Annotated in this window: 23 protein-coding genes; 12 read left to right on the plus strand and 11 right to left on the minus strand. The window is 70.7% G+C overall.

The features are described from left to right. Nucleotides 1-2: 2 nt before the first annotated feature. The 3 genes from AB0J06_RS03560 to AB0J06_RS03570 all read right to left on the minus strand — a co-directional run bounded on the left by AB0J06_RS03560 (nucleotide 3) and on the right by AB0J06_RS03570 (nucleotide 3084). Complete coding sequence (locus AB0J06_RS03560) at nucleotides 3-842, minus strand: carbohydrate ABC transporter permease (RefSeq protein WP_357424167.1); 840 nt, start codon at nucleotides 840-842, stop codon at nucleotides 3-5. After that, a complete protein-coding gene (locus tag AB0J06_RS03565) occupies nucleotides 842-1723 on the minus strand; it encodes a sugar ABC transporter permease (RefSeq protein WP_357424380.1) in 882 nt (293 codons plus the stop codon). The genes AB0J06_RS03560 and AB0J06_RS03565 overlap by 1 nt, the downstream gene beginning before the upstream one ends. A gap of 71 nt (nucleotides 1724-1794) precedes the next feature. Beyond that, a complete protein-coding gene (locus AB0J06_RS03570; RefSeq protein WP_357424169.1) occupies nucleotides 1795-3084 on the minus strand; it encodes an ABC transporter substrate-binding protein in 1290 nt (429 codons plus the stop codon). Nucleotides 3085-3437: 353 nt separating this feature from the next. Between AB0J06_RS03570 and AB0J06_RS03575 the strand changes: the two genes are divergently transcribed. Both AB0J06_RS03575 and AB0J06_RS03580 read left to right on the plus strand, forming a co-directional pair. After that, nucleotides 3438-3869: a hypothetical protein gene (locus tag AB0J06_RS03575; RefSeq protein WP_357424171.1), complete on the plus strand. Its 432-nt coding sequence runs from the start codon at nucleotides 3438-3440 to the stop codon at nucleotides 3867-3869. Between the two features lie 80 nt (nucleotides 3870-3949). Further along, entirely contained in the window at nucleotides 3950-4225 is a 276-nt protein-coding gene (locus AB0J06_RS03580; RefSeq protein ID WP_357424173.1) for a hypothetical protein, read from the plus strand. Here the strand turns inward: AB0J06_RS03580 and AB0J06_RS03585 are convergent. Continuing rightward, entirely contained in the window at nucleotides 4222-5190 is a 969-nt protein-coding gene (locus tag AB0J06_RS03585) for an FAD-dependent oxidoreductase (RefSeq protein ID WP_357424175.1), read from the minus strand. The genes AB0J06_RS03580 and AB0J06_RS03585 overlap by 4 nt on opposite strands. A gap of 104 nt (nucleotides 5191-5294) precedes the next feature. Between AB0J06_RS03585 and AB0J06_RS03590 the strand changes: the two genes are divergently transcribed. The 4 genes from AB0J06_RS03590 to AB0J06_RS03605 all read left to right on the plus strand — a co-directional run bounded on the left by AB0J06_RS03590 (nucleotide 5295) and on the right by AB0J06_RS03605 (nucleotide 8614). Continuing rightward, the gene (locus AB0J06_RS03590) at nucleotides 5295-6179 is read left to right on the plus strand and encodes a LysR substrate-binding domain-containing protein (RefSeq protein WP_357424177.1); all 885 of its coding nucleotides are present in this window, start codon (nucleotides 5295-5297) and stop codon (nucleotides 6177-6179) included. Between the two features lie 124 nt (nucleotides 6180-6303). After that, on the plus strand, nucleotides 6304-6666 hold the full coding sequence (locus tag AB0J06_RS03595; RefSeq protein ID WP_357424179.1) for a DUF2203 domain-containing protein: 363 nt from the start codon (nucleotides 6304-6306) through the stop codon (nucleotides 6664-6666). A gap of 87 nt (nucleotides 6667-6753) precedes the next feature. After that, the gene (locus tag AB0J06_RS03600; RefSeq protein ID WP_357424181.1) at nucleotides 6754-7500 is read left to right on the plus strand and encodes a MerR family transcriptional regulator; all 747 of its coding nucleotides are present in this window, start codon (nucleotides 6754-6756) and stop codon (nucleotides 7498-7500) included. A 166-nt stretch (nucleotides 7501-7666) separates the two neighbouring features. Continuing rightward, on the plus strand, nucleotides 7667-8614 hold the full coding sequence (locus AB0J06_RS03605; RefSeq protein ID WP_357424183.1) for an Ig-like domain-containing protein: 948 nt from the start codon (nucleotides 7667-7669) through the stop codon (nucleotides 8612-8614). 14 nt (nucleotides 8615-8628) lie between these two features. Here AB0J06_RS03605 and AB0J06_RS03610 read toward each other — a convergent pair whose 3' ends face one another. Next, nucleotides 8629-9342 carry a hypothetical protein gene (locus AB0J06_RS03610; RefSeq protein ID WP_357424185.1) on the minus strand — a complete coding sequence of 238 codons (714 nt, stop codon included), beginning with the start codon at nucleotides 9340-9342 and terminating at the stop codon, nucleotides 8629-8631. 227 nt (nucleotides 9343-9569) lie between these two features. Here AB0J06_RS03610 and AB0J06_RS03615 point away from each other — a divergent pair, with 227 nt between their 5' ends. Beyond that, the gene (locus tag AB0J06_RS03615; protein ID WP_357424187.1) at nucleotides 9570-10433 is read left to right on the plus strand and encodes a GNAT family N-acetyltransferase; all 864 of its coding nucleotides are present in this window, start codon (nucleotides 9570-9572) and stop codon (nucleotides 10431-10433) included. Nucleotides 10434-10720: 287 nt separating this feature from the next. Then, the gene (locus AB0J06_RS03620; RefSeq protein WP_357424189.1) at nucleotides 10721-11959 is read left to right on the plus strand and encodes a sodium:proton exchanger; all 1239 of its coding nucleotides are present in this window, start codon (nucleotides 10721-10723) and stop codon (nucleotides 11957-11959) included. Nucleotides 11960-12141: 182 nt separating this feature from the next. Here the strand turns inward: AB0J06_RS03620 and AB0J06_RS03625 are convergent, their stop codons facing one another. Beyond that, nucleotides 12142-14850 carry a glucosidase gene (locus tag AB0J06_RS03625; RefSeq protein WP_357424191.1) on the minus strand — a complete coding sequence of 903 codons (2709 nt, stop codon included), beginning with the start codon at nucleotides 14848-14850 and terminating at the stop codon, nucleotides 12142-12144. 52 nt (nucleotides 14851-14902) lie between these two features. Here AB0J06_RS03625 and AB0J06_RS03630 point away from each other — a divergent pair, with 52 nt between their 5' ends. The 4 genes from AB0J06_RS03630 (at nucleotide 14903) to AB0J06_RS03645 (ending at nucleotide 20338) form a co-directional block, all read left to right on the plus strand. Further along, nucleotides 14903-16846, plus strand: a complete 1944-nt coding sequence (locus tag AB0J06_RS03630; protein WP_357424193.1) for an amylo-alpha-1,6-glucosidase — start codon at nucleotides 14903-14905, stop codon at nucleotides 16844-16846. Between the two features lie 141 nt (nucleotides 16847-16987). Beyond that, entirely contained in the window at nucleotides 16988-18319 is a 1332-nt protein-coding gene (locus AB0J06_RS03635; protein ID WP_357424195.1) for a glycosyltransferase family 4 protein, read from the plus strand. A gap of 322 nt (nucleotides 18320-18641) precedes the next feature. After that, the gene (locus AB0J06_RS03640) at nucleotides 18642-19451 is read left to right on the plus strand and encodes a metal-dependent hydrolase (RefSeq protein ID WP_357424197.1); all 810 of its coding nucleotides are present in this window, start codon (nucleotides 18642-18644) and stop codon (nucleotides 19449-19451) included. Then, on the plus strand, nucleotides 19448-20338 hold the full coding sequence (locus tag AB0J06_RS03645) for an amidohydrolase family protein (protein WP_357424199.1): 891 nt from the start codon (nucleotides 19448-19450) through the stop codon (nucleotides 20336-20338). The genes AB0J06_RS03640 and AB0J06_RS03645 overlap by 4 nt, the downstream gene beginning before the upstream one ends. Before the next feature lie 22 nt (nucleotides 20339-20360). On the opposite strand, the gene AB0J06_RS03650 is transcribed toward AB0J06_RS03645, so the two are convergent. The 5 genes from AB0J06_RS03650 to ngcE all read right to left on the minus strand — a co-directional run bounded on the left by AB0J06_RS03650 (nucleotide 20361) and on the right by ngcE (nucleotide 26344). Then, nucleotides 20361-20957, minus strand: coding sequence for a nucleotidyltransferase family protein (locus AB0J06_RS03650; protein ID WP_357424382.1), 597 nt, complete (start codon nucleotides 20955-20957; stop codon nucleotides 20361-20363). A gap of 217 nt (nucleotides 20958-21174) precedes the next feature. Continuing rightward, nucleotides 21175-22875, minus strand: coding sequence for a bifunctional 3'-5' exonuclease/DNA polymerase (locus tag AB0J06_RS03655; RefSeq protein ID WP_357424201.1), 1701 nt, complete (start codon nucleotides 22873-22875; stop codon nucleotides 21175-21177). A 184-nt stretch (nucleotides 22876-23059) separates the two neighbouring features. Next, complete coding sequence (locus AB0J06_RS03660) at nucleotides 23060-23848, minus strand: carbohydrate ABC transporter permease (RefSeq protein WP_357424384.1); 789 nt, start codon at nucleotides 23846-23848, stop codon at nucleotides 23060-23062. A gap of 140 nt (nucleotides 23849-23988) precedes the next feature. Beyond that, nucleotides 23989-24897, minus strand: coding sequence for a sugar ABC transporter permease (locus AB0J06_RS03665; protein WP_357424203.1), 909 nt, complete (start codon nucleotides 24895-24897; stop codon nucleotides 23989-23991). A 16-nt stretch (nucleotides 24898-24913) separates the two neighbouring features. Then, a complete protein-coding gene (ngcE, locus tag AB0J06_RS03670; protein WP_357424205.1) occupies nucleotides 24914-26344 on the minus strand; it encodes an N-acetylglucosamine/diacetylchitobiose ABC transporter substrate-binding protein in 1431 nt (476 codons plus the stop codon). Nucleotide 26345: the final 1 nt, after the last annotated feature.

Raw genomic sequence — 26345 nt, forward strand, 5'->3', positions numbered from 1 at the left:
ACCTAACCCTTGACGGCGCCGGACGTCAGACCCGAGACGATGCGGCGCTGGAAGAAGAGCACGAACAGAATGATCGGAATGGTGATCACCACGGCGGCCGCGGCGATCGCCCCGGTCGGGTCCTCGAACTGGGACGCGCCGGTGAAGAACGACAACGCGACCGGCACGGTGCGGGACCGCTCCGTGGAGGTCAGCGAGATCGCGAAGAGGAAATCGTTCCAGCAGAAGATGAAGACCAGGATCGCCGTGGTGAACACCCCGGGCGCCGCGAGCGGCGCGATCACCTTGCGGAACGCCTGTCCCTGGGTCGCCCCGTCCATCTTCGCGGCCTTCTCCAGATCCCACGGGATCTGCTTGAAGAACGCCGACAGCGTGTAGATCGCCAGCGGCAGCGCGAAGGTGATGTACGGGAGGATCAGTCCCGGCCAGGTGTCGAAGAGCCCCAGCTTCCGTTCGATCTCGAACAGCGGCGACACCAGCGAGACCTGGGGGAACATCGCGATCAGCAGGGAGACGCCGACCAGCAGCTTCTTGCCGGGAAAGTCCAGCCGCGCGATGGCGTACGCGGCCATCGTCCCGAGGACCACCGCGACGGTCGTCGCGATCAGCGCGATGCCGATCGAGTTGGCCAGGGCCCGGACGAACTGGTCCGTCCGGAAGATGGTGCGGTAGTTGTCGAGCGTCCACTCCTGGGGGATGAAGTTGCCGTCGGTGAGCGTGGCCGTCGTCTTGAACGACAGCGACGCGATCCAGAGCACCGGAACCAGCGCGAAGACCACAACGACCAGGTCGAGCATTCCCCAGCGCCATTTCGCGCCGGCGGTCGTGTCGAGGCTCGCCATCAGCGCCTCCCCTCGTCGGCGCTACCGGGGGCAGCGGTGCCGAACAACTTGACGAAGACGAACGCGATGACCGCCACCGCGAGGAAGATGAGCACCGACATCGTCGACCCGATGCCGAGGTTCAACCCCCTGAGCAGGTTGTTGTAGGCGAGCATCGAGATCGAGGACGTCTCGTTGGCGCCGGCGGTCAGCACGTAGATGTTGTCGAAGACCCGGAACGCGTCGAGCGTGCGGAACAGCAGCGCCACCAGGATCGCCGGCTTCATCACCGGCAGCATCACCTTGGTGAAGCGTTGCCACGCCGTTGCCCCGTCCATCGAGGCGGCCTTGAGCAGGTCCTCCGGGACGAGCGCGAGCCCGGCCATGAGCAGCAGCGCCATGAACGGCGTGGTCTTCCAGATCTCGGCCAGCATGATGATCGCCAGCGCGCTGGCCTTCTCGGTCAGCGGCGCGCCGTCCCCGAACAGGGTCGCCAGGTAGCCGGTCTTCGGCGTCCACGCGTAGCGCCACGAGAACGCCGCCACGACCGTGACGATCCCGTACGGGATGAGGGCGGCCGTGCGGACCAGCCCGCGCCCGATGATGGTGCGGTGCATGATGATCGCCAGCCCCATGCCGAGCACGAGCTCGACGGCGACCGTCACGACGGTGATCAGCACGGTGACGCCGAACGCCGTCCACCAGTACTGGTTGGTCAGCACCGTCACGTAGTTGTCCAGGCCGACGAACTTGCGCTGGTCGGGAAACTTCAGGTCGAAGCGCTGCAGCGACAGCCAGACCGAGTAGAGGATCGGGTACGCGGTCACCGCCACCATCACGAACGCGGCCGGCGCGCAGAGCAACCAGCCCAACCGCCGCTCGGCCTTCTTCCCTTCGCTCAGTGGCGCCCTGCCGCGCGCGCCCCTGGCGTGCCGCGCTTCGTCGCCGGCCTGCCCGGTCTTCTCGATCACGGTCACGGGAGCACTCCCTTCGACTCGAGCGCGTCCTGGATCGCCGAGCGCAACTGCGCAGCGGTCCGCTCCGGCGTGATCGCCGAGGCCGGCGACAGCGTCGCGGACATCACGGTGGAGAGGTTCTGGTACGCCGGCGTCAGCGGCCGGAGCGCCGGGTCCTTCAACTCGGCGAGGATCTCGTCCTTCATCGGATACGCCTTGGCCATCTCCGGGTCGGCGTAGATGCTCTCGATCGTCGGGGGCACCCCGTCGTTGATCGCGGAGAACTTCTGGTGCTCGGCGTCGCGCAGGCACGACGCCGCGTCGAACGACTCCTGCGGGTGCCGGGAGTACGCCGAGACGGCCAGGTTGTACCCGCCGATCGTCACCCGGCTGGGGGTGCCGGCGTCGACCGCGGGATAGCGCGCCCAGGCGACCTTTTTCGCGAGTTCCGGGGCGCCCTTCTGCAACGCGGGGTAGACGAAGGGCCAGTTGATCTGGAAGGCGGCGTCACCGGACTCGAACTGCAGCCGGGCGTCGTCTTCGAGGGTGTTGCTGAACGACGGGTTCGTCACGCCGGAGGTGGCGAAGCGCCGCAGCAGCTCGAGCGCCTTGACGGCACCGGCGTCGAAGACCGCCTCGCCGCCGTCGTCGCTGAGGATTTTGCCACCGGCGCTGGCCGTCATCGTGTTGTAGAGAACGACCAGGCCCTCGTACTGGGCGCCCATCGTGATGACCTGGTACGGCTTTCCCTGCGCCTTGAGGTCCTGGGCCGTCCTGATCACCTCGTCCCAGGTCTTCGGCGGCTGCTCGACGAGGTCCGTGCGGTACCAGAGCAGCTGCGTGTTCGTGTTCTTCGGCGCCGCGTAGAGCTTGCCCTGGTAGCGCGCCGTCTCCAGCGGTCCGGGCAGGGTGCCCTTCTCCGCCGCGGCACGTCGCTCACCCGTCCATTCCCGCAGCCACTTCGCGCTGGCGAATTCGTGGGTCCAGGTGACGTCGAGGCCGAGGATGTCCATGCCGGGGTCCTGCGCCGCGAGCCGCCGGACCATCTGCACCCGCTGGTCGTCCGCCGGGCGCGGCAGCACCTCGTAGTTGATCCGGTAGCGGCCGGCCGCCTTGACGTTGCAGTCGTCGACCACCTTCTGCAGGTTCTCTTCCGGCCCGTAGTAGAGATTGACGGTGGGCGTACCGCCGCCGCCGTCGCCGGAGCCGCACGCGGCCAACGGCGCCACCACCGTGACCGCGGCCGCCGCCGCGATCATCCGGGCGCGCCGACCCCATCGGGAGCGTCCCCGCTCGAGTCCGCTCATTCCTCCCGCCTCCTTCGGACGCCACGCCGGGCTGGGGGATGTGTGCCCCGGCGCACGGCGAAAGACCCGCACTCCGGCCCGCACCGCTGATGCGGCGGGCGGTGGGCGCGTGTCGTGGTGCCCCCTACTGCCCGAACCACGGAAAGATCAAACGCGATGTAACCGTGTGTCACGTCACCCGGTAGTGCCAACTGTGCACGAACGGACGCTGTCCGCGCGGCGACGGCCGTCGGTACGGTCGAGCCACCCGTTGTCGCCGCCGACGCCGACACGCTCTTCCGCACGGGCGCGGTTCTCCGCCCCCCAGTCCCCGCCGCTCCGCCGCCCGGAGCGTCGTGCCGAGGAGGTGCGTCATGCACGACGTCCGCACACGCGCGCTGTCGTTCGAGGTGCCCGGCCTGCCGCCGCTCAAGAACGAGGCGCTCTCCATGCTCGCCGCCGGCCACCGTCAGGCCGGTCGGGTGCGCGCCCTCCTGCAGGCGGCGTGCACGGCCTCGCAGCGCAGCGGCTGGACGCCGCTGACCGAGCCGGTCGCGCTGGAGGTGGTGCTGCGCTGCCCACCCAGTCACCCGTCCGGGGATGCGTCGAACTTCCTCGGCGGGATCGGCGACGTGCTGCAAGATAAGAGGCGGGCACGCGTCAGCAGCCTGACCCATCTCGGGGTACTGGTCGACGTCGCGCTCTACATCGATGACCGTCAGATCCGGCAGATCTCCTACCGTGAGGAGACGGCCGACGAGCCGTCATACCTGGTACGGGTCGCCACACTGCCTCAGGTGGGGTGAGCCGACGGCGCCCGGCGGGGCGTGGTTTGGCGCGGCCGCAGTTCCGGGTACGGCGGGACCCGAACGAAGGGAGGGAGCCCATGTCCGAGCCGCACATCACGCTCGACCCCGCCGGTCTCAACCCGGTCGAGGAGAAGCTGCGCGGTCCACTGGAGGACCAGCTGACCTCGGCGCTGCAGGCCGCCGCCGACCGGGTGCGCAACACCTACGGCGGCGAGCCGGTGGAGACGGTCTGCCAGCGGCTGCTCGACGAGACCAGGGCCGGGCTCCATCCCGACATCGCCGCGGGCTTCGACCCCAACATGGACGAGTTCTGCCGGGTGGCCGTGGCGATCGTCCGCGGCAAGGTCGGCTAGGACCGGCTGGCACCGGGCCCGGGCTCCGCGGCCAGGGCGGCGACCTCGTCGGCGCAACCCCAACTGAGCGTCATGCCGGCGCCCCCGTGCCCGTAGTCGTGGATCAACCTGACCCCGCCGGGTAGCCCGTCCGGGTCCACGGCCACCCGCGCTCCGCCGTGCCGTGCCGGCCGCAGGCCGACGAGTTGCGCGCGCACCGGGGCTCCGGTCAGCTCCGGCACCAGGGCGGCGCAGCGCTCGATGATGGCCTGGCCGGTCGCGGCGTCGGGGACGACATCGGTCTCCATCGGTTCGAACGTGCCGCCGAGCACCACGTCGCGGCTGCGCGGGTGGATGTAGGTCGGGCCGGCCGGGTTCTCCTCGTCGCGTACCGAGACGACCAGGCCGGGGTTGTCGACCAGGACTATCTGACCCCGCACCGGATGCACCGCCGGGTCGTCGGCGAGCTTGCCGGCCGCCAGCCCGGTGGCGTTGACGATCACGGGCGCCAGCTGGGCCACGTCGGCCAGGCGCGCGACCAAGCGTCGCAGCACCGCTCCCCCGGCCGCCGTCACCTGCTCGATGAGCCACGGCAGGTAGCGCGCCATCTCGACCGACGGCGCCGGGTGCCGCCATTCGCCCACGTACCCGGCGGGCGGCGGGGCCGCGCGGAAGTCCCGCAGCCCCTCAGCCCACCACGGCACGGGCGTCTCGGCCCGCAGCAACATCCGGGTCGGCCGCATCACCACCCCGGGCACGCCCCGCGCGGCCTGCTCGGCGAACTCGTCGAAGCTCCGGCGCGCCCAGCCGAGCACCCGAGGATCGCCGGTGGTGCGGGTGGGATACCAGACCGCGGCGGCGATCCAGGACACCGTCGCCGAGGGTTCGCCGGCGGTGAGCACGGCGACCCGCGCGCCCGCCGCCTGCAACCGGGCCGCGCATGTCAGCCCGACGATCCCGGCTCCGACAACCACCACGTCGAACATCACGCACCTCCGTGCTCCTGGGGTCTTCCAGGCAACCGCGCGCGGAACGCGTTGTCCAAGACGCTTTTCTTACCGTGCGATAAGCGGCGCTTATAATCACGGACATGGATCTGCGCCGGCTGCGTTATTTCGCGGTGCTGGCCGAGGAACTGCACTTCACCCGGGCCGCCCATCGTTTACGCATCGCGCAGCCCGCGCTCAGTCAGCAGATCAGGGCGCTGGAACGCGACCTCGGCGCCGAGTTGATCGACCGGAGCGGCCGCGACTGCGTCCTGACCGAGGTCGGCCGCGCGGTGGCGCAGGAGGCGGGGGCGCTGCTCGCGCAGGCAGCCGCCGCCGAGGACCGGATCAGAGCGGCGGCGCGCGGGCAGGGCGGTCGGATCCGGTTGGCCTACACGCGGTCGGCGCGCGGCGGGCGGGTCGATGCCCTCGTCGCGCATTTCCGCGCCGAGAACCCGCACGTCGAGGTGGTCCCCGAGACCGGTTGGACCGCGCCGAACGTCGCCGGGCTTCTCACCGGCCGGATCGACGTCGCGTTCGTCCGCCCGCCGGTGCGTGAGCCCGGGCTGCGCTGCCGTCTCGTCGACACCGAGGAGTTGCTGCTCGCCGTACCGGCTGACCATCCGCTGGCGCGGCGCCGGCGGATCCCGCGTGAGCTGGTCGTCGGCGTGCCGGCGGTGATGTGGCCGCGGGAGAACGGGCCCGGCATGTTCGACCGGACCGTGCAGCAGGTCTGGCCCACCGGGGGCTTCAACCTGGTCCGCCACGAGCCCGACGACGAACAGTTGCTGCGCGCGGTCGCCAGCGGCGGCGTCGTCGCGGCCGTGCCGGCCGGTCGGGCACTGGCGCTCCGGGTGCCGGGCGTACGGCTGCGCCACTTCACCGCGCCGACGCCCACAGTGGACATCGGGCTGGCCTGGAACGGCCGCACGGTCACTCCCGTGGTGCGCCGCCTGCTCGCCCTCCTCGACGAGCCGTGGCCGCGGTGAGCTCGACGGCTACCCCTGCACGGTGCGCATCGGTGGGGAATCCTCGAAGCTGAGAGACGCTGAGAACAAGATCATCGTGCGGCCCGGCAGCGGTGACCGGCGTGCGGACTGTCAGACTCGGACGATGGGGTTGTTCACGATCGCCGAGGCGCGCATCGAACTCGCGCGACTGCGGCCGGTCCTCCACGAGCTTGTGGCCGTCCGGGCCGACGCGGCCGAGTTGGCGGCCTCGCTCGCCGACGGCGGGACGCCGACGCCACTCGGCGGGCTACCGGAGTGGAAGGGCGCGCAGGCCCGGCTCGACGACCTGATGACGGTGGTGCAGCAGACCGGCGCCGAACTGCGGGGATTCGCCCCGCTGCTGGTCGACTTCCCCGCCGACCTCGACGGCGCGCCGGTGCTGTTCTGCTGGCTGGAGGGGGAACCGGAGCTGATCTGGTACCACCGCCCCGATCTCGGCTTCGCCGGCCGCCGCCGGATCCCCTGACCGGCGCGACCTACGCGCCTTGACCTTGACGTAGCGTCAACTTTTACGGTGGTAGCACCGACGAGGTCAGAAGGGCGGTCAGCCGCGATGGAATGGTCAATCCAGGAGCTCGCGCGCCTGGCCGGGACGACGAGCCGCACCCTGCGCCACTACGGCCAGGTCGGGCTGCTCGAGCCCAGCCGGGTGGGGAGCAACGGCTACCGCTACTACGACCAGGACTGTCTGGTACGGCTGCAGCGGATCCTGCTGCTGCGTGAGCTCGGCCTCGGCCTCCCGGCCATCGCCGAGGTGCTCGCCGGCGAGCAGGACACCGCCGCCGCGTTGCGTATCCATCTGAGGTTGCTGGAACAGGAACGCCAGCGCCTCGGACGGCAGATCGAGTCGGTGACAACGACGCTGCGCAAGACGGAGGGAGGTGAACAACTCATGGCAGAGGAGATTTTCGACGGCTTCGACCACACCCAGTACGAGCAGGAAGTGACCGAACGGTGGGGACGCGGGGCGTACGAGAAGGCGGACCGGTGGTGGCGCTCGCTCAGCGACGCCGACAAGAAGGCGTTCCAGCAGCAGCAACTCGACATCGCGGCGGACTACGGCCGGGCCCACCTGGCCGGCAGCTCCGCCGAGAGCGACGAGGTGCAGGCGATCACGCAGCGCCACTTCGAGTGGCTGTCGATCACGACCACCCCGACGAGGCCGTACTTCATCGGGCTGGGCGAGATGTACGTGGCCGACCCGCGCTTCACGGCCAACTATGACCGTCACGGCGAAGGCACCGCGGTGCTGATCCGGGACGCGATGAAGGTCTACGCGGAGCGCCACCTCGGCGAGTAGCGGAGGCGCTCGGTGGACGGGGCTGCAGACCCGTCGCGGCCGGCGCCGACCGGGCTGCTCGACCAGGGGCGCGAACCCCTCAGATTGGTGAATTCCCGCCCGATTGAGTGATCACGACGTGGCTGCCGGATCGCGGGGCCACCACTCAACGAGAGGGTGGAGCGACGTGGCGACAACGACTGGGCGCGGCACTCGCGGCGGCAGGAGAGTACGAGCCGTTGTTGCCGCCGCGGTCGTCGCGGGGTTCATCGGCGGGACCGCTCCGGCGTCCGCCGACGAGATCGACGTGGAGGCGCCAACCGTCTCGATCGTCGGGCTGCGGGAGGGCCTCCGGGTCCGGGGCACCGTGACCGTGACGGCGACGGCACTCGACAACGTCGGGGTCACGCGGATCGACGTGTACGCCAACGGCGTGCTCACCGGATCGCTCTCCGCCGCAAGGGGGACGTTCGCGGTCGATACCGCGGGCCGCAACGGCCGCTTCCCGATCAAGGTGCAGGCCTTTGACGCCGCCGGGAACTCGGCGGCCGCGACGGTGACGGTCACCGCGGACAACGCGGGTCCGGTCGTGGACTTCGTCGCGCCCGACTCCTGGGCTTCGCTGACCGGGTTCGTCACCAGCCGGCTCAATCTCAGCGACCCGGCGGGGATCGCCAAGGCGGATCTCTACGTGGCGGGCACGCTCGAGGCCCGCCGTACGAGCTGGCCGTGGAGTGCCGTGATCTCGATGGCCGGCCGGTCGGGTCGGGTGCACCTGCTGTGGCGTGTCACGGACAAGATGGGCAACCAGACCGTCGTGACGCGCAACGTGGTCGCGGACAACAGCGCCCCGAAGGTCCGGGTGACGAAGGGACCGAGGAACAAGGCGCAGGTGCGGGGCACGATCCGCATCGATGCCGCGGCATCGGACAACGTCGGGGTACGTTTCGTCGAGTTGCTCGTCAACCGGAAGGTGGTCGCCCGCGACTGGAAGGCGCCACACCGGTTCTCGGTCAACACGAAGAAGTACAACGGGCGGTTCACCTGGCGCGTGCGCACCGTCGACCGCGCCGGCCACGTGACGGTCGGCCCGGAGTACACGGCGTACGCGGCGAAGTGGCCCAAGCGGAGGTAGACGTCCTCCGTCGGCTAGCCGCGACGCACATCCACGGCGACGACGTGGAAGCCGTCGGGTCGGATCATCTCACCGATCCGGATCGGCATGACCTGACCGCTGTTGGCGGCGACCTGGATACCGAGCCCGTAGGTCACGTACCCCTCGTAGTCACCGGCCATGCCGTAGCTACGCAGGGTCGGGAAGCCCAACGCCGATCCCGGCGCCTTCCTGATCGATGGGCGGCCCTTGCCGTCGTGGGCCTGGGCGGGCGTGAACTGGAGGCGCAGGAAGCTGTTGCCGGTCAGTTTGATCGGCTCCCCGCTGCCGTCCTGGGTCACCCGGGGCACGTACTGGACCTGGTAGGACGGGAACGCGCCGCGGAAGTAGAACGAGAACCGACTGTAGCCGGGGCTTCCCTCCGGGTGGTCGGCCGCATGGATCTCGACCAGGTAGGGCAGCGCCGGCGCCGGGGGCGGCGCGATCGGCACGTCGACCGTGTGCGCGATCCGGGTCAGCGACGCGGGCACCCCCCAGCCGTACCGGACCTGATAGGGCGACCCCGCCGGCGCCGGCGCCGGCGGCTTGCCGACCGCTGGCGACGTGCGGAGCGGGGGCCGGATCTCCTCGGTGGTCGGCGTCACGACGACGGAGGATCCGGGCGCGGACGTGACGGGAGCGACCGGCGCAGCGCCGTCCGGACCGGCGCGGTAGCAACCGGCCGCGAGCAGCATACAAACGAAGATCATCGGTGGTACGCGGGAACGTGTCATATCAACTGGACGCGCCAGCCGGGCTGCCGGTTCACCTGGTCACACAGATCGGCACAGAACCCGCCCCGACCCGCCGGCAATCGAGAATTCCTCGCGTATTCGCTGGTCAACCGACCGATCGCGGACCGGGGCCGGTGGTGAGTGGCAGTCGACCCCGGTCCCCGACGACCGGCGCAGCGGGCACCACGTGTGATCATGACCTGATGGTGGTGCGGAGCGTCCACGACCGGCGCGAGCTGGCCGAACTGCTGCGACGGGATCCGACGCTGCACGCGTACGCGTTGGGCGACCTCGACGACTTCTTCTGGCCGTACACCACGTGGTTCCGGCACGGCGACGCGCTCGCGCTGGTCTATCACGGCGGCGGCGTGCCCACCCTGCTCGCGCTCGCGGACCGCGACGGGGCGGAGGACCTCGCGGACCTGCTCGACGGCCTCCTCCCGCTGCTCCCCCGCCGGTTCTACGCCCACCTCTCGCCCGGCATGGACCAGGTGGTCGGACGGCAGTTCCGGGGCGAGCCCGGCGGCCCGCACCTGAAGATGGCGCTCACCGACACGGCGCGGCTGGACCGGGTCGAACCCGCCGGTGAGCTGCTGTCGCCCGCCGATCTCGCCGAGCTCGAGCGCCTCTACGACGTGGCGTATCCGGGCAACTGGTTCGACCGGCGGATGCTGGAGACCGGCCAGTACGTGGGCGTGCGCCGCGCCGGACAGTTGCTCGCCGTGGCGGGGGTGCACGTCTGGTCCCCCACCTACCGGGTCGCCGCGCTCGGCAACGTCACGACGCGCCCGGACGCGCGGGGCCGGGGACTCGCCACCGGCGCGGTGGCGGCGCTCTGCCGCCGGCTGCGCGAGACGGTCGATCACGTCACGCTGAACGTGAAGGCCGACAACGCGGCCGCGCTCGCCGTCTACACGCGGCTCGGCTTCACCCCGGTCGCCGAGTACGTCGAGTTCACCTTCACCGCCGTGACCGACCCTGTCGATCACGGACGTATTCGCGGCATCTCCCCGCGCCCGGCCAACCGCCCCGACGATCGTGATCCCGAACGGTCCATGGGGTTATAGCCCCACCGATCGTTCGGGATCATGGACGACACGGGCCGCGGCGTCGAGCAGCGGACTCTTCGCGCTCGCCCCGCAGCTGGAGCGGCTCTACCGCGACCCGGCGGTGACCGCCGAGGAGAACGACCGCGTCAAGGTCACCTGCGCGGGTGGCAGACCCGCAACGCCGCCCGCGCCCGCATCCCCCCGACACCCTGAGCCGGGGCCGGCCACGGTCGAACCCGGGGCAGGCGATTCCGCCCGCGTCGGCACCCCGGATCGGGCAGGGTGGGGTCACGGGGGTGACGCCGGTGGGTGCTCAGGTCGAGGCGCCGGTCTCCGTCCGCGCCGCGGCCGCCCGGATCGGCGCGGCGGTGAGCGGGGCCGCTCCGGCGGTCACGGTCCGGCTGGCCGGCGCCGAGCTACCCCCGCCGCTGGCCGTCGCGGTCTTCGGCACCGCCGTGCTCTCCGCGGTGGCGCTACTCATGTGGGCGTCCGAGGCCGCCCGCGTCGACCTGCCGGGTCGCCTCGCGCTGGCGATCCTGGCGCTGGTCGCGATCCTGCCGGAGTATGCGGTCGACATCTACTTCGCCTACGCCGCCGGGGGCGATCCCCAGTACTCGTCATACGCCGCCGCCAACATGACCGGCGCCAATCGACTGCTCATCGGCGTGGCGTGGCCTCTGCTGGTGGCCGCCGCGATCTGGGCCGTCCGTCGGCGCGGCCAGCCCGGCGACCGCACCGCCGTACAGCTCGAACCCCACCGGCGTACGGAGATCGTCTTCCTCGCCATCGCGACCGTCTATGCGCTGGTGATCCCGGCGACCGGCAGGCTGGCCTGGTACGACACGATCATCCTGGGCGGACTGTTCCTGCTCTATCTCCTGCGGATCCGGCACGGCGACGAGCACGAGGAGAAGCTGATCGGCGTCGCGGCCCGGGTGGCCACCCAGCCGACGGTCCGTCGGCGCGTGACGGTGGTCGCGCTGTTCGCGGCCGCCAGCGCCGTGGTGCTGACCGCGGCCGAACCGTTCGGGCGGGCGCTCGTCGACGCGGGCGCCGGTTTCGGCATCGACGAGTTCCTGCTGGTGCAGTGGCTCGCGCCGGTCGCGTCCGAGGCGCCCGAGGTGATCGTGGCGGTCACCTTCGCGCTGCGCGGCCGCGCCGACGACGGTTTCGGGGCGCTGCTCGCCGCCAAGCTCAACCAGTGGACGCTGTTGATCGCCTGCCTGCCGGTGGCGTTCTACCTCGGCGGCGGCGAGTGGGCGGGACTGCCACTGGACGAGCGGCAGACGGAGGAGATCGTCCTGACCACCGCGCAGACGCTGCTCGGCGTCGCGGTCCTGGCGGACCTGCGGGTCACCCGGAGCGAGGCGGCGCTGCTGTTCATTCTGTTCGCGATGCAGTTCGTCGTCCCGACGCCGGGCGTCCGCTATCTCATCGCGATCGGCTACACGGTCCTGGCCGTGGTGCTGCTGGTGCGCCACCGCCGACACCTGCCGGCGTTGGCCCGGGCCGCGCGTCCGACCGCGCGGGACACACAGCGCTAACCCGACCCGTGTCGATCAAGGAGTTTCGCGTCGATCAAGGACGTATTCACGCGATCGGAGATCAGACCGTGCGCATACGTCCTTGATCGACGGGGAGAACCCGGCGGGGCGGGAGGGGGCGGGCGGGGGGCGGGGGCGAGGGCGGGGGTGGGCGGGGGGCGGGGGGCGGGAGCAGGGGGGGGTCAGTCTCGGTGGAGGGTCAGGATCAGGTCGACGACCAGGGCGGTCCAGCCGGTCTGGTGCCAGGCGCCGAGGCCGGCCCCGTTGTCGCCGTGGAAATACTCCGGGAAGGCCACGAGGTCCTTCCAGTCCGGGTGCGTCTGGAACAGCTCGCACGCACCGTAGATCGGGCGACGGCCCCACGCGTCCGGCACGAAGAGCGCGATCAGCCGCCGGGACAGATCGTCGGCGACCTCGGTGAGGGTGTGCTTCGCACCCGACCGGGTCGGGTACTCGACCAGCAGGTCGTCGCCGAAGAAGCCGGCGAAGTCACGCACCGCCGAGATGAGCAGGAAATTCGTCGGCATCCAGATCGGTCCGCGCCAGTTGGAGTTCCCCCCGAAGAGGCCACTCGTCGACTCCGCCGGCTCGTAGCCGACAGTGAAGTCCTGCCCGCCGAGCGACACGGTGAACGGCTCGTCGTGGTGCCGGCGGGACAGCGTGCGCAGCCCGTACGGGGAGAGGAACTCGTCCTCGTCGAGCATCCGGGCGAGCACCCGCACGAGCTGGTCGGGGCCGACCATGGAGAGCAGGCGCTGCTGACGTCCGTCTCCCGCCAGCCGGCGCGCGCCGATCACGTCGGCGTACTCGGGTTTGTTGGTCAGGAACCAGCGCAGCCGGGCGGCGAGCTCGGGGAGCCGGGCCAGCGTCGCCGAACTGAGCGTGGTGGTGGCGGCCAGCGGAAGGAGGCCGACGACGGAGCGGACCCGCAGCGGGACCTTGCTGCCGTCGGGGAGCCGGAGCACGTCGTAGAAGAACGAGTCCTCGTCGTCCCAGAGCCCCTGTTCGTACGCGGCGGCCGCGATGTAGGTGAAGTGCTCGAAGAACTTGGTCGCGATGTCGGCGTAGGTGGGATCGCGCACGGCGAGCGTGAGCGCCATGTCGAGCAGGTTGAGCGCGTACATGGCCATCCAGCCGGTGCCGTCGGACTGCTCCAGCACGCCGGCCACCGGCAGCGCCGCGGAGCGGTCGAACGGGCCGACGTTGTCCAGGCCGAGGAAGCCGCCCTCGAAGACGTTGTTGCCTCCGGCGTCCTTGCGGTTGACCCACCAGGTGAAGTTGAGCAGCAGCTTGTGCATGACGCGGGCCAGGAAGTCCACGTCACGCCCGCCGTCGATCTCGAAGACCTTCAACGCGGCCCAGGCGTGGACCGGTGGGTTGACGTCGCCGAACGCCCACTCGTACGCCGGGATCTGGCCGTTGGGGTGCAGGTACCACTCCCGCAGCAGCAACAGCAGCTGTTGTTTGGCGAAGCCAGGGTCGACACGGGCGATCGTGACGCAGTGGAAGGCCAGGTCCCAGGCGGCGTACCAGGGGTATTCCCAGGGGTCGGGCATGGAGATGACGTCGAAGCTGTTCATGTGCGACCAGGCGCTGTTGCGGCCGAACCGGCGGCCGGCCGGCGGCGCGGAGCCGGGGTCGCCGCGCAGCCACTGCGCCACGTCGAAGTGGTAGAACTGCTTGCCCCACATCAGGCCGGCGATGGCCTGCCGGGCGACCGCCGCCTCGTCGCGGGAGGCGCCGCGCGGGATGAGATCGGCGAAGAAGTCGTCGGCTTCGGCCCGGCGGGCGGCGACGGTGGTGTCGAAGTCGGCGGCGAGGTCCAGTCGGGGCGCCGGTCCGACGGCGGGCGGCGGCGCGGTGAGGCTGAGCCGCAGCCGGATCTCGGCCTGCCCGTGGGCCGGCACGTCGAGCACGTACTGCAGCGCGCCCTTGGTCCCGACGCCGTCCGGGTTGACCGTGTCGGCGCCGGCCACGACGTGGTCGTTGATCCCGTCCTTCGGGTACGGGGTGCGCCCCGGCAGCCCCCAGAGCCGCTCGGCGTTGGAGTCGTTGTCGCAGAGCAGCGTGGTCGGCGCGCCGTCGCCCTGCAGCACGAGCTGGCCGAGGTCGCCGTGCTGGCCGACGAGCCGGTCACCGTCGCCGGTGAGCGTCGGGATCTGGTCGCGGCCGGGGAGGCGCCACGCCCAGGTGTTGCGGAACCAGAGGGTCGGCAGCACGTGCAGCCGGGCTTCCTCGTCGCCCCGGTTGGCGACGGTGATCACCATGCAGAGGTCGGTCGGGCTGGCCTTGGCGTAGTCGACGGTGACGGCCCAGTAGCGGTCGTCGTCGAACACGCCGGTGTCGACCAGCTCGTACTCGGTCTCGTCGCGGCCACGCTCCGCGTTGACCCGGACCAGCTGGTCGTAGGGGAACTCGGCCTGGGGGTAGTGGTAGCGCCAGCGCATCCAGGAATGGGTGGGGGTGGAGTCCTGGTACCACCAGTACTCCTTGGCGTCCTCGCCGTGGTTGCCGCCGTCGCCGCCCAGCCCGAACATCCGCTCCTTGAGGATCGGGTCCTTGCCGTTCCAGAGAGCGAGCGCGAAGCAGAACGTCTGCCGGTCGTCGCAGATGCCCGCCATGCCGTCCTCGTTCCACCGGTAGGCGCGGGAGCGGGCATGATCATGCGGGAAGTAATCCCAGGCCGTGCCGTGCTCGCTGTAGTCCTCACGCACCGTGCCCCAGGCGCGCTCCGACACGTACGGCCCCCAGGCCCGCCATGCCTGCTCGCCCGCGTCGGCCTTCGCCAACCGGGTTCGCTCCGCGACGCTCCCCGTACTCCCCGCAACCGGCACTTCGGTGATCACCTCCGTATCCTCAATGTTCCAGACGAACTTGACCACACTGGTCATTGTTCCCGTGGCGTGTTACAGCCACTTATCCCCGTATCGGGTTGGAGGGGCATTGATCGAGATCAATTTTGGGCCGCAGGTCTGTGGCGACCTCGCCGCTGGCGCCACCCGCGAGTGGCTGGTCCCCGACGGCCTGGGTGGCTACGCCACGGGAACGGTGAGCGGGCTGCGCACCCGCCGCTACCACGGCCTGCTGGTCGTCGCCGGGCCGACGCCCGCCGCCCGCCGGGTCGGCCTGGTGAGCCTGGACCCCGCACTGACCCTGCCGTCCGGGACCGAGGTCCGGTTCGGCACCCACGAGTGGGCCTCCGGCGCGCTGGACCCGACCGGCTTCGCGCTGCTGGAGCGCTTCGACCTGATCGACGGCGTGCCGCGCTGGCGGTGGCGGATCGGCGACGTGGTCATCGAGCGGGAGCTGGCGATGACGTACGGCAGCCCGTGCGTGGGCGTCGTGCACCGGCTGATCTCGGGCGGACCGGTGGAGCTGAGCCTGGCGGCGGTCTGCACCTGGCGTGACGCGCACGGGGAGCGCAACGCCGACGCCCCGCCGCCACGGATGGAGCAGGTCGAGAGCGGGGCCGTGATCGAGGGGGCCTACCGGATCGCCGGTCCCGGCTGGGAGCCGACCGGGCAGTGGTGGCACGGCGTGCACCACCGCGAGGAGGCCGCGCGGGGGCTGCAGGCGCAGGAGGACCTCTGGTACGCGGGGCAGTTCGCCGGGCGGCTCGAGCGCCCCGGCGACGTGATCGAGGTCACCGCGTGGGCCGGCGAGCTCGGCGAGCGGCCGGCGCCGGCGGAGCAGATCGTCACCACGGCGCGGCGGCGCAACCGGGCCGTGGTGAATTCGGCGAAGCCGACCGACGAGGTGGAGGCGACGCTGGCGCTCGCCGCGGACGCGTTCGTGGTCGACGCCGGCAACGGGCCGGACGTGGTCGCCGGCTATCCGTGGTTCGGCGTCTGGTCGCGGGACACGATGATCGCGTACGAGGGGCTGCTGCTCTGCACCGGCCGGGCCGACGAAGGGCGGGCGCTGCTGCGGACGTACGCGGCGACGCTCTCGGAGGGGATGCTCGCCAACACCGCCGACACGGGCACCGTCGAATACAACACGGTCGACGCGACGCTCTGGTTCCTGCACGCGGTGGATCGGCACGTGGCCGCCACCGGCGACACCGACCTCGCCGCCGAGCTGCTGCCGGCGCTGCGGGACATCGTCGCCGCGCATCTCACCGGCACCCGGTACGGCATCCGGGTCGATCCGGCCGACGGCCTGCTCACCCAGGGCGCCGCGGGCGCGGCGTTGACCTGGATGGACGCCCGGGTCTACGGGGTGCCGATCACGCCACGGGAAGGCAAGCCGGTCGAGGTCAACGCGCTGTGGGTCAACGGACTGGCGGCGGTCACCGAGCTGGCCCAGCTGATCGGGGCGGATCCGGGGGCGGCGGCGACGGCGCATCCACGGGCGTCCGAGTCGTTCCGCAACCGCTTCCCGGCGCCATCCGGCGGGCTCTACGACGTGGTGGACGCCCCCGCCCACGCCCACTATCCGCTCGGCGGGGACCCCCGGCAGGACGACGACGCGTTCCGCCCCAACCAGCTGTTCGCGTGGTCGCTGCCGTACGCCCCGCTGGAGCCGGAGGCCGAGCCGCTGCGCGCGATCGCCGCCGCCCTGCTGACCCCGCTCGGGCTGCGCAGCCTCGCGCCGGGCTCCCCCGACTACTGCGAGCGGCACCGGGGCGCTCCGGCGCAGCGCGACGGCGCCTACCACCAGGGAACCGTCTGGCCGTGGCTGATCGGCCCCTACGCCACGGCAGCCGACCGCGCCAACCTTCCAGTTCATGCCATGTTCACCGGCCTGGAGTCTCATTTGACCGAATTTGGCTTAGGCTCGGTCAGTGAGACCGCGGACGCCCAGCCTCCGCACTTCGCCACCGGGTGCCCCTTCCAGGCCTGGTCGGTGGCGGAGTTGCTGCGCGCCCGACGGCTCGTCCGCTGACCGTTACACGTCGGCAACGAGGGCGTCTTCGCTGGTTATCGCGGCACCGGCACGATGGGCCGCAACCCGACGACGCGCCGGCACCGGGGAGGTGTCCGGACGCGCGCGCCCTGGAGCCTGACGACAAGGGGGGCCGTGCCGATGTCACGTAACGCAGAGGTGATCGATATCCGGATGCCGCGACGGCAGCGGGTGCTGATGCTCTCCTGGGAATACCCGCCCGTGGTGGTCGGTGGGCTCGGCCGCCATGTGCACGCGCTCTCGGTCGCGCTCGTCGCCGCCGGCCACGAGGTCACCGTCGTCACCCGGCACGCCGACGGCGCGCCCCTCGAGGAGTACGCGGACGGCGTCCGGGTCATCCGCGTCCCCGAGGACCCTCCCGTCTTCCCGCTCGCCACGCCGTCCCTGCTGGCCTGGACCATGGCGTTCAACCACACGCTGACCCGCGCCGCGCTGCGCGCCGCCCAGTCCGGCGGGTACGACGTCATCCACGCCCACGACTGGCTCGTGGCGCACACCGCGGTCACCCTCAAGGAGCACCTCGACATCCCCCTGGTGACGACCATCCACGCCACCGAGGCCGGACGGCACCAGGGCTGGCTCCCGGAGGAGATGAACAAGGCGATCCACTCCGTCGAGTGGTGGCTGAGCCAGGAGTCGGGACGGGTGATCGTCTGCTCCGGTTACATGAAGTGGGAGGTCAACCGGCTGTTGGACGTGGACGGCAGCCGGGTGGAGATCATTCCCAATGGCGTCGACGACCGGGTCTGGCAGGCCGCGCCCCGGGCGGTCGCCTCGGCCCGCGCCCGCTTCGCCGCCGACGGCCCGCTGATCGGCTTCGCCGGGCGCCTGGTCTACGAGAAGGGCGTCCAGCATCTCGTGCACGCCGTTCCGCACCTGCGCGACCGCCACCCCGGACTCCGCGTGGTGATCGCCGGCGACGGCCCGTACCGGCCGGAACTGCAGGAGGAGGCGCGGCGGCTGAAGCTGGACGGGACGCTGGCCTTCGCGGGATTCATGACCGAGTCGCAGCTCCCCGCGGTGCTCGCCGCCACCGACGCGACCGTGGTGCCGAGCCTCTACGAGCCCTTCGGCATGGTCGCCCTCGAAGCCGCCGCCGCCGGCGCGCCGCTCGCGGTCGCCGCGACCGGTGGTCTGGCCGAGATCGTGGAGCCGGGGGTCACCGGGGTCACCTTTCCGCACAGCGACCCGGCGGCGCTGGCGGCCGCGGTCGACGTGCTGCTCGACGACGAGATGTTCGCGCGGCGGGTGGCCCGGCAGGCCCGCACGATGGTGGCGGAACGCTACGGCTGGTCGACGATCGCGGCCCGCACGGCGGCGACGTACGCCACCGCGCAACGGGAGGCCGCCGGCTTCAGCACCCGTCGGGCGGCGGCGCAGCTCGTCGACGGGCGGCCGACGATCGTGATCCGGGAGGGGAATCTCCTCGCGCTCGACGGCGCCGCCTCCTGAGGACCGTCCACACACGACGCTCACGACGCGTCTCCCTGTCGTGGCTTCTGGTTACGCCCGCGACACGCACGCGATGCCTGTCGCCGACCCGACGCAGGAGACCTCGCTCACCCACGCCGTGCGTCGGCACGCGCGATCATCACGCCGCTGAGCTGCGAGGAAGGGCCCCGTGCTCACACTCCCCACAGAGCAGGAAGCCGTCCCGGGCATCCATCGCCGTTGACCTGTCCTCCACTATGGAGTGATCGGTAATTGCCCGTCGACAGAGTGTTTGGCACAGTGGCGACGCTACGCAGGATGACCTTGGGGAGAGTGCACGACGATGATGGGGCCATCCCATGCGCTGTCCGGCGCCGCGACGTGGCTGGCGGGATCCTGGGCGCTGGATCACTTCGCCGACTACCACCAGTCGCCACTGGCGATCGCCGTCGGCACCGCGGTCTGCGCGGGCGGAGCGCTCTTCCCCGACCTTGACCTTTCCGGCAAGGTGACCCGCAACCAGGGCGGCGCCACCGTGGCACGCACCTTCGGCGTGGTGTCGCTCTTCATCGCCGAGGTGATCGAGAAGATCTCCCTCGGCGTCTACACGGCGACCAAGCTGAGCAAGGACCCGTTCCGCAACAACGGACACCGGACCCTGACCCACACCCTTCCGTTCACCGTGCTGGTGGGCTGGGGCACCACCGCGCTCTGCGCGCACTACGGCAAGTGGGCCGTGATCGGGATCCTGTTCTTCATGATCGGGCTCGCGCTCCGCGGCCTCTTCGACGAGTGGGCGAAGCGGGCCGGTTGGGTGATCGTCACGCTCGTCTCACTCGGCGCCGCCTACTTCACCTACCTCAACCTCCCCGGCGACCGCGGCTATCCGATGATCGGGCTCGCCGTCGGCGTCGGCTGCTTCATGCACATCATGGGCGACATCATCACCAGCGCCGGCGTACCGATCCTCTGGCCCATCCCGATCGGCCGACGGATGTGGCGCATGATCGGCATCCCGAACAGCATCGCGGTCGAGGTCGGCGGCAAGATCGAGGTTCTGGTCGTCCGCGGCGCCCTCACCGTGATTTCCCTCCTCTCCACCGCCGGTCTGCTGGCCCCGGCCGTCCTCCGCCGGTTCAATATCAACCTGTGACCCTTCCTACGAGCGACGCCGAGGTACCGGCCTTCTGGCAGGCCCTCGGCCTGCCCGGCCTCGCCGACGTGCACGTGCACTTCATGCCACCGCGGCTGCTCCGCAAGGTGTGGGCCTACTTCGACGCCGCCGGCCCGCTGGTCGGCGTCGAATGGCCCATCCGGTACCGGTGGCCCGACGAGGAGCGGGTGGCCCACCTCCGGGAGATGGGCGTACGGGCGTTCACCGCGCTCGCGTACGCCCACCGGCCCGGCATGGCCACCGACCTCAACAACTGGGCCCTCGACTTCGCCCGCACCACGCCGGGCTGCGTCCCGTCGGCAACCTTCTACCCCGAGCCCGGCGCCGCCGGATACGTCGCCGCCGCCATCGACGCCGGCGCCCGCGTCTTCAAGGTGCACCTGCAGGTCGGCGGCTTCGCCCCCACGGTCCCCGAACTCGACCCGGTCTGGGGACTGCTCGCCGACGCCGGCGTGCCGGTCGTCGTGCACGCCGGCCACGCCCCGGTCGGCACCGCACACACCGGTCCCGAGCCGTTCACACAGCTCCTCGCCCGGCACCCGGCGCTGACCGCGGTCGTGGCGCACCTGGGCGCGCCCGACTACGAGCCGTTCCTGGCGCTGGCCGAGAAGTACGAGCGGGTGGCGTTGGACACGACCATGGCGTTCACCACGTTCTTCGATCAGTTCATGCCCTTCCCCACCGCTGCCCTGCCCCGGCTGCGCGAGCTCGGGCTGGCCGGCAAGGTGCTGCTCGGCAGCGACTTCCCGAACATCCCCTACCCGTACGCCGAGCAACTCGCCGCCCTGGCCCGCCTCGACCTCGGCGACGCCTGGCTGCGCGCGGTCTGCTGGGAGAACACCGCCCGCCTCTTCGACCTGCGGTGACCGGGGAGGGGTGCCGGCGTCGTTACGACGCCGGCACCCGCTGACTCGGCACGGAGAGCCCCCACTCCGCGACCAACTCGGGCGTGTCGACCCGACTGCCGTCGGCGATGCCGTCACAGGAGACGTCGACCACCTCCTCGCGATGGGCGAGCAGGTAGGGCCGGGCACCCCCGTCCGTGTTACCCAGGTCCGAGATCGCCGGCCAGTGTTTGCGACCGAAGACCATCGGATAGTTGCGCAGCCCGCCGTACGTGGCGCAGACCAGCACATCCGGATACGGCAACGCGGAGACCCGCCGTAGCGCCTCGTGCGTGATCCCCGGCATGTCGACGGGCATCACGGCAACGGCTTCGACCGCGCTCATGGTCAGCGCGCCGAGCCCCACGCGGAGCGAGGAACCGAGACCCGTCCCCCAGGCGCGGTTGACGACCACACTCGCTCCGCGCAGATCCGCGGTCGCCTGAACCTCCTCCGCCCCGGCCCCGAGGACCACGACGACGGGTGCGAGATCCGCCTCCCGCACGGTGTCCAACACCCGCTCCACCAGGAGTCTGTCCCCCTGATAGAGCAGCGCCTCCGGGCCGCCGATGTTGCGGCCGCCGCCCGCGGCAATAATCATTCCTGCTGTCCGGCTCAGCTGTGTCACCCCCGCCATGGTGACCAACCACCCCGCCCGGCCACGTGGCCCGTGGCGGTGCATGCGACGCGGACGGCCTTGGCCGTCCGCCATGGAATGACCGGCGATGCCGGTCGGGGATCGTGCGGGCGATACACACACCCGCACCGACCCCGTGAAGCGCACACCGGACCAACGAGCAGGGGCGGCTCAGGTGGCGCTATTTGGCGTCCGCGTAGGACTCGACCACCGCGGCGTCGAGCGGGAACCGGACGGGAGTGTCGCCGAACAGCAGTCGGGTGGCCTGTGCGGCGGCCTGCCGGACCAGCCCGGCCACCGTGTCGGCCTGCTCGGCGGGACAGTGCACGAGCACCTCGTCGTGCTGGAAGAAGACGAGCTCCGCGGAGGTGCCGGCGAGCGACGCGCGCAGCGTCGCCAGTACCGTGGCGGCCCACTCCGCGGCCGTCGCCTGGATCACGAAGTTACGGGTGAACCGGCCACGTGCCCGGGCCGCCGCACGGGCCCGGGGCCCGTGCAGATCGGTCTCGGCGTCCACCTCGAACACCTGCCCGTCGGTGTCCGTGTCGCGCACGCTCACCGAGGGGGGTGGGCAGGTGCGACCGAGCCACGAGCGGACCAACCCGCCCGCCTCGCCCGTGCGCGCCGCCGTCTCGACGTAGTCGAAGGCGGTGGGATAGCTGCGCCGCAGCGCGGCGAGGGCCGGGATCGCCTCGCCGCCGGTCTGCCCGTACATGGCGCCCAGCAGCGCCACCTTGGCGCGCGCCCGGTCGCCGCCGAACGCGTCATTGGCCAGCGCCGCGTAGAGATCACCGGCGCCCCCGGCCGACGCGAGGCGCGCGTCGCCGGAAACCGCGGCGAGCACCCGCGGCTCCAACTGACCGGCGTCGGCGACCACCAGCCGCCACCCCGGATCGGCCCGCACCGCGCGGCGCACCACCTTCGGGATCTGCAGCGCTCCCCCGCCCCGGGTCGCCCAGCGGCCGGAGACGACGCCGGCCGGCACGTACTCGGGCCGGAACCGTCCATCGTGGATCCACGCGTCCCGCCAGGCCCAGCCGTGCGCGGTCCAGATCCGGTAGAGCTCCTTGTATTCCAACAGGAGCGGCACGGCCGGATGGTCAACCCCGCGCAGCACCCAGGCACGGGTGTTCGGCAACTCGATCCCAACCCGGGCGAACGCCCGCAGCACCTCGGCCGGCGAGTCGGGATGCAGCTGCCGGTCGTCGAACACCTCCGCGATCCGCACGGCCAACTGCGCCAGCCGTCGCGGCGGGCCGCCGACCGGGGACGGCTGCCCCAGGAGCTCCAGCAGGAGCGCCTCGTGCACATCGGCCCGCCACGGCAGGCCGTCCGCGCCCATCTCCGCGGCGATCAGCGCGGTCGCCGATTCGGCGGCGACCAGCAGCCGGAACCGGCCCGGATGCTCCGCGCCGGCCATCCGGCGACGCTGGTCGGCGTACACCTCGATGAGCGCGCGCAGCGGATCCGCGCCGGCGGCCCTCGCCGGCGCGGCCACCTCGTCGAAGAGCGCGGCCTGCCCGTGGCCCGGCGGCACCGCCGTCCGCGGTGGCGGGTCGGCCGGCACCGGGGCACCGGTGAGCCGGGCCCAGGCGGCCCCGAGGGCGCGCGGCTCACCCCAGCGACCGGCGTGACCGAGCAGCAGCGCCTCGGTGAGCTCGATGTCGTGGCAGCGGTCGACCCGGACAGCGGCCCGCAGCAGCGCGGGGTAGATCGACGTGGTGGCGGCCCAGAGCCAGCGGGGGTGCTCGCGACGCTCCCGGTCGGCGACGGCGGCGGCGAGATCGGCGTGGCGCTCGGCCGACCCGACCGGCCCGCCGTCATCGTCGAGCGACTGCAGGCGTCCCCCGCCGCTCTCCTCCGCCACCACCGCTACCAGCACCAACGCATTGTGCCCGACCCCACCGACAAGATCACGGAGGACGGCGCCGACGCCCCCGTACCCCGCCTCTCCCCGTCGATCAAGGACGTATGCGCACGGTTTGATCTCCGATCGTGTGAATACGCCCTTGATCGACGCACAAGTCCTTGATCGGCGGGGGCGGGCGGGGCTTTCGCCCCGTCCGCTACTTGACCGCGCCGGAGGTCAGCCCGGACTGGATCTGACGCTGGAAGATCGCGTACACCACGATCATCGGCAGGATGGCGATGGTCAGCGCCGCGAACAGCCCGGACCAGTCCGCCTCATAGCCGGCATTAACTGAAATGTCGGCGATGCCCTGGGTGAGCACCCATTTGTCCTTCGCGTTCGAGAGCAGCACCAGCGGCAACTGGTACTGCGCCCACTGGCCGATGATGTTGAAGATCGCCACGCTGATCAGGCCGGGCTTCGCCATCGGCAGCATGACCTGGAAGAAGAGCCGGGTGTGCGAGCAGCCGTCGATCATCCCGGCCTCGGCGACCGACGACGGCAGCGTCTTGAAGAACGCCGCCAGGAAGAAGATCGTGAACGGCAGCGAGTACGCGATGTAGACCAGCACCAGGCCGGTGTGCGTGTCGAGCAGGCCGAGGTTCTTCACCACGAAGAAGAGTGGCACCAGCGCGAGGAAGACCGGGAAGGCCAGCCCGCTGACGAACAGGTAGTAGATGAACCGGTTGCCCACGAACTTGTAGCGGGCGAGCACGTAGGCGGCCATCGACCCGAACAGCATGGTGCCGAAGGTGCTGATCGACACCACGATCACGCTGTTGAGGAAGTACGTCCCCACGTGCGCCTTGGTCCAGGCCCGGCTGTAGTTCTCCCAGCGCAGTTCGCCCGGGAGTGTCCACGGACTGCTGAAGATCTCGGTCGTGTTCTTGAACGAGGCCAGGAAGGTCCAGAGGATCGGCACGATGACGATCACCGCCCAGACCATCAGCGCCACGTGTCCCAGTCGCGACAGCAGCCGCACGTCCGACGTGCGCCCCTTGCGCTGCCCGCCCCGCGCCGGCCCGGCGTGCGGCGCGGGCCCTTCCGTACGCGGCTGCGCGATATTCGTCGTCATCGGCGTTCCCATCAGTATTCGACGCTTTCCCGCTTGGAGACGCGCAGCGCCAGGGCCGCGAACGTGATGGTCAGGAAGAACAGCGCCACCCCCATCGCGGAGGCGTAGCCGTACCGGCCATAGGTGAAGGCGTTGCGGTAGATCTCCATCGCCAGCACCGTCGTCGCACCGTCCGGGCCGCCGCTGTCCACGGAGAGCACCGCGACGATCGCGAACGCGTCGAACGCGGCGATGCCCAGATAGACCCAGGCGACCTGAAGGGTGTCCCAGAGCAGCGGCAGGGTCACCCGGAAGAACAGGGTCATCCGGGTCGCACCGTCCATCTCGGCGGCCTCGTAGATCTCGGTCGGGATGGAGGCCATCCCGGCGGAGAAGAGCACCACGTAGAAGCCGACCGCCTGCCAGACCAGCACGCCGAGGATCGACCAGAGCGCCAGGTTGGGCCTGATCAGGAAGAAGACTGGGTCCATCCCGAGCTTCATCAACACGCCGTTGATCAGCCCGGACTCATTGGGCCGGTAGACCATCTGGAACAGCACCGCGATGATCGCCACGGCGAGGACCTGGGGGAAGAAGAACACCACCCGGTAGAACTTCGACCCCCAGACCCCGCGCCGCTGCCCGCCGCTGCTCTTACCCGCGACGTTGAGCAGGAAGGCGAAGAACAGCGCGATGGCGATGGTGATCAGCGGCAGGGCAAGCAGCAGTACGGCGTGGTGCTGAATCGCCTTCCAGAAGTTGCCGTCGTCGAGCAACCGCCGATAGTTGTCGAAGCCGACCCACTGCGGCGCGGAGAGACCGCGCCAGTTGGTCATCGAGATCTGGAACGCCTGCGCGTACGGCGCGATCACGAAGACCACATACAACACCACGGGTGCGGCCAGAAAGCCGACCACGAACGGATACTTGCCGTGCCGCATGACCCCTACGCTCCGATCAGCGCTTGAACTTGGTGACGGACGAGTCCTTCTTGATGGCGTCGGCCTTCTTCTGGATCCGCTCCACGAACGCGTCGGCCTTGATGCGACCGAACATCAGCTCGTTGGTGGCGGTCCGCGCCTCCTGGTCCAGCTCCTTGTACCAGCCGTCGAAGAAGATGTTGAAGACGTCCTTGCCGGCGGCGGCAAGCGCGGCCTGCGAGCTCTTCACGCCGGGCGGGAAGGCGTAACCCTGCGAGCCGGCGGGGACCACGGTCGGCGCCTTGACGACCTCCGTGAAGCCCTTGGCGCCGGCCGTGGAGAGCATCTGACGCATGTACTCCAGGCCACCACGGGGGTTCTTGCTCTTCGCCGAGACGAAGTAGCCCTCACCGGCGGTCGCCCGCAGGGCCGTTCCCGGCAGCTTGTCGGAGCTGGCGAGGCTCGGCACCGGCATCAACTGGTATTCGAAGCCCTCGGGGGTGTCCTTCTTCTGCTCCCCCTCCAGCCAGTCGCCGCTGGGATAGAAGGCGAGCTTGTACTGGTTCTGCTGGAGCTGCACGTCGGTGTGCTTGAGCCCCTCGAAGCTCTTGTCGATGTACTTGGCGCCGACCTCCGCCCACGCCGCGGCGGCCTGCTTGACGGCGTCGACCTGCCAGGCGCCGTCCTCCAGGTTGTCGATGTTCTTCAGCACATCGGTGCCGCCGATCTTCGCCGCGTGGGTGAGGATCACGTTCCACTGGTAGTAGGCGGCGTTCGCGCCGGCGTAGCCGTACGGGGTGACGCCCTTGGCCTTGATGGCGCCGAGCAGCGTCGTGAACTCGTCCCAGGTCTTGGGCGCGGTCCAGCCGTTGTTCTTGAACAGCTTGCCGGAGTACCAGATGCCGAACACGGTGGAGACGTAGTAGAGGACGTACGGCTTGCCGTTGAACGAACCGGCCTCCACGGTGCCGGGCACCACGGTGTCGCGCACCTTCTTCGACGGGTCGTCGACCGACGGCGCGTCCCAGAGCTCGGTGAGGTCCTGCAGTTGGCCGTCGGCGACGAGGGAACCGAAGTCGATCAGCTTCTCGCCGGAGTTGTTGACGAACTCGGGCGGTTGGCCCGAGGCGAAGCGCGGCTGCAGAACGGTCGAGACCGCCTGGGTCGACTGGTGCTTGATCTCCGCCTTGGGGAACGCCTTCTTGTAGAGCGGTTCGTGCACGTCGGTGGCGTACTTCTCGCCGTAGCCGCCGTTGAAGATGACCACCTCGATCGGGGCGTCCTCCTTGACCCCGAACGGGTTCTTGTCGCTCTTGGTGCCGGTGCTCTGCTCGCCGCTGTCGCCGTCGCTGGTGGCGCAGGCGCTGAGCAGGCCGGCGGCGGGGGTGGCGAGCAGGCCGGCGGCCGCGGCGCGGCGTAGCACTGTGCGACGGGTGAGATCGGATGCGCTGTCGGGGGTTGCAGACATC

Origin of the sequence: Micromonospora sp. NPDC049679 (assembly GCF_040659735.1) — a bacterium.
Classification (GTDB): domain Bacteria; phylum Actinomycetota; class Actinomycetes; order Mycobacteriales; family Micromonosporaceae; genus Micromonospora_I.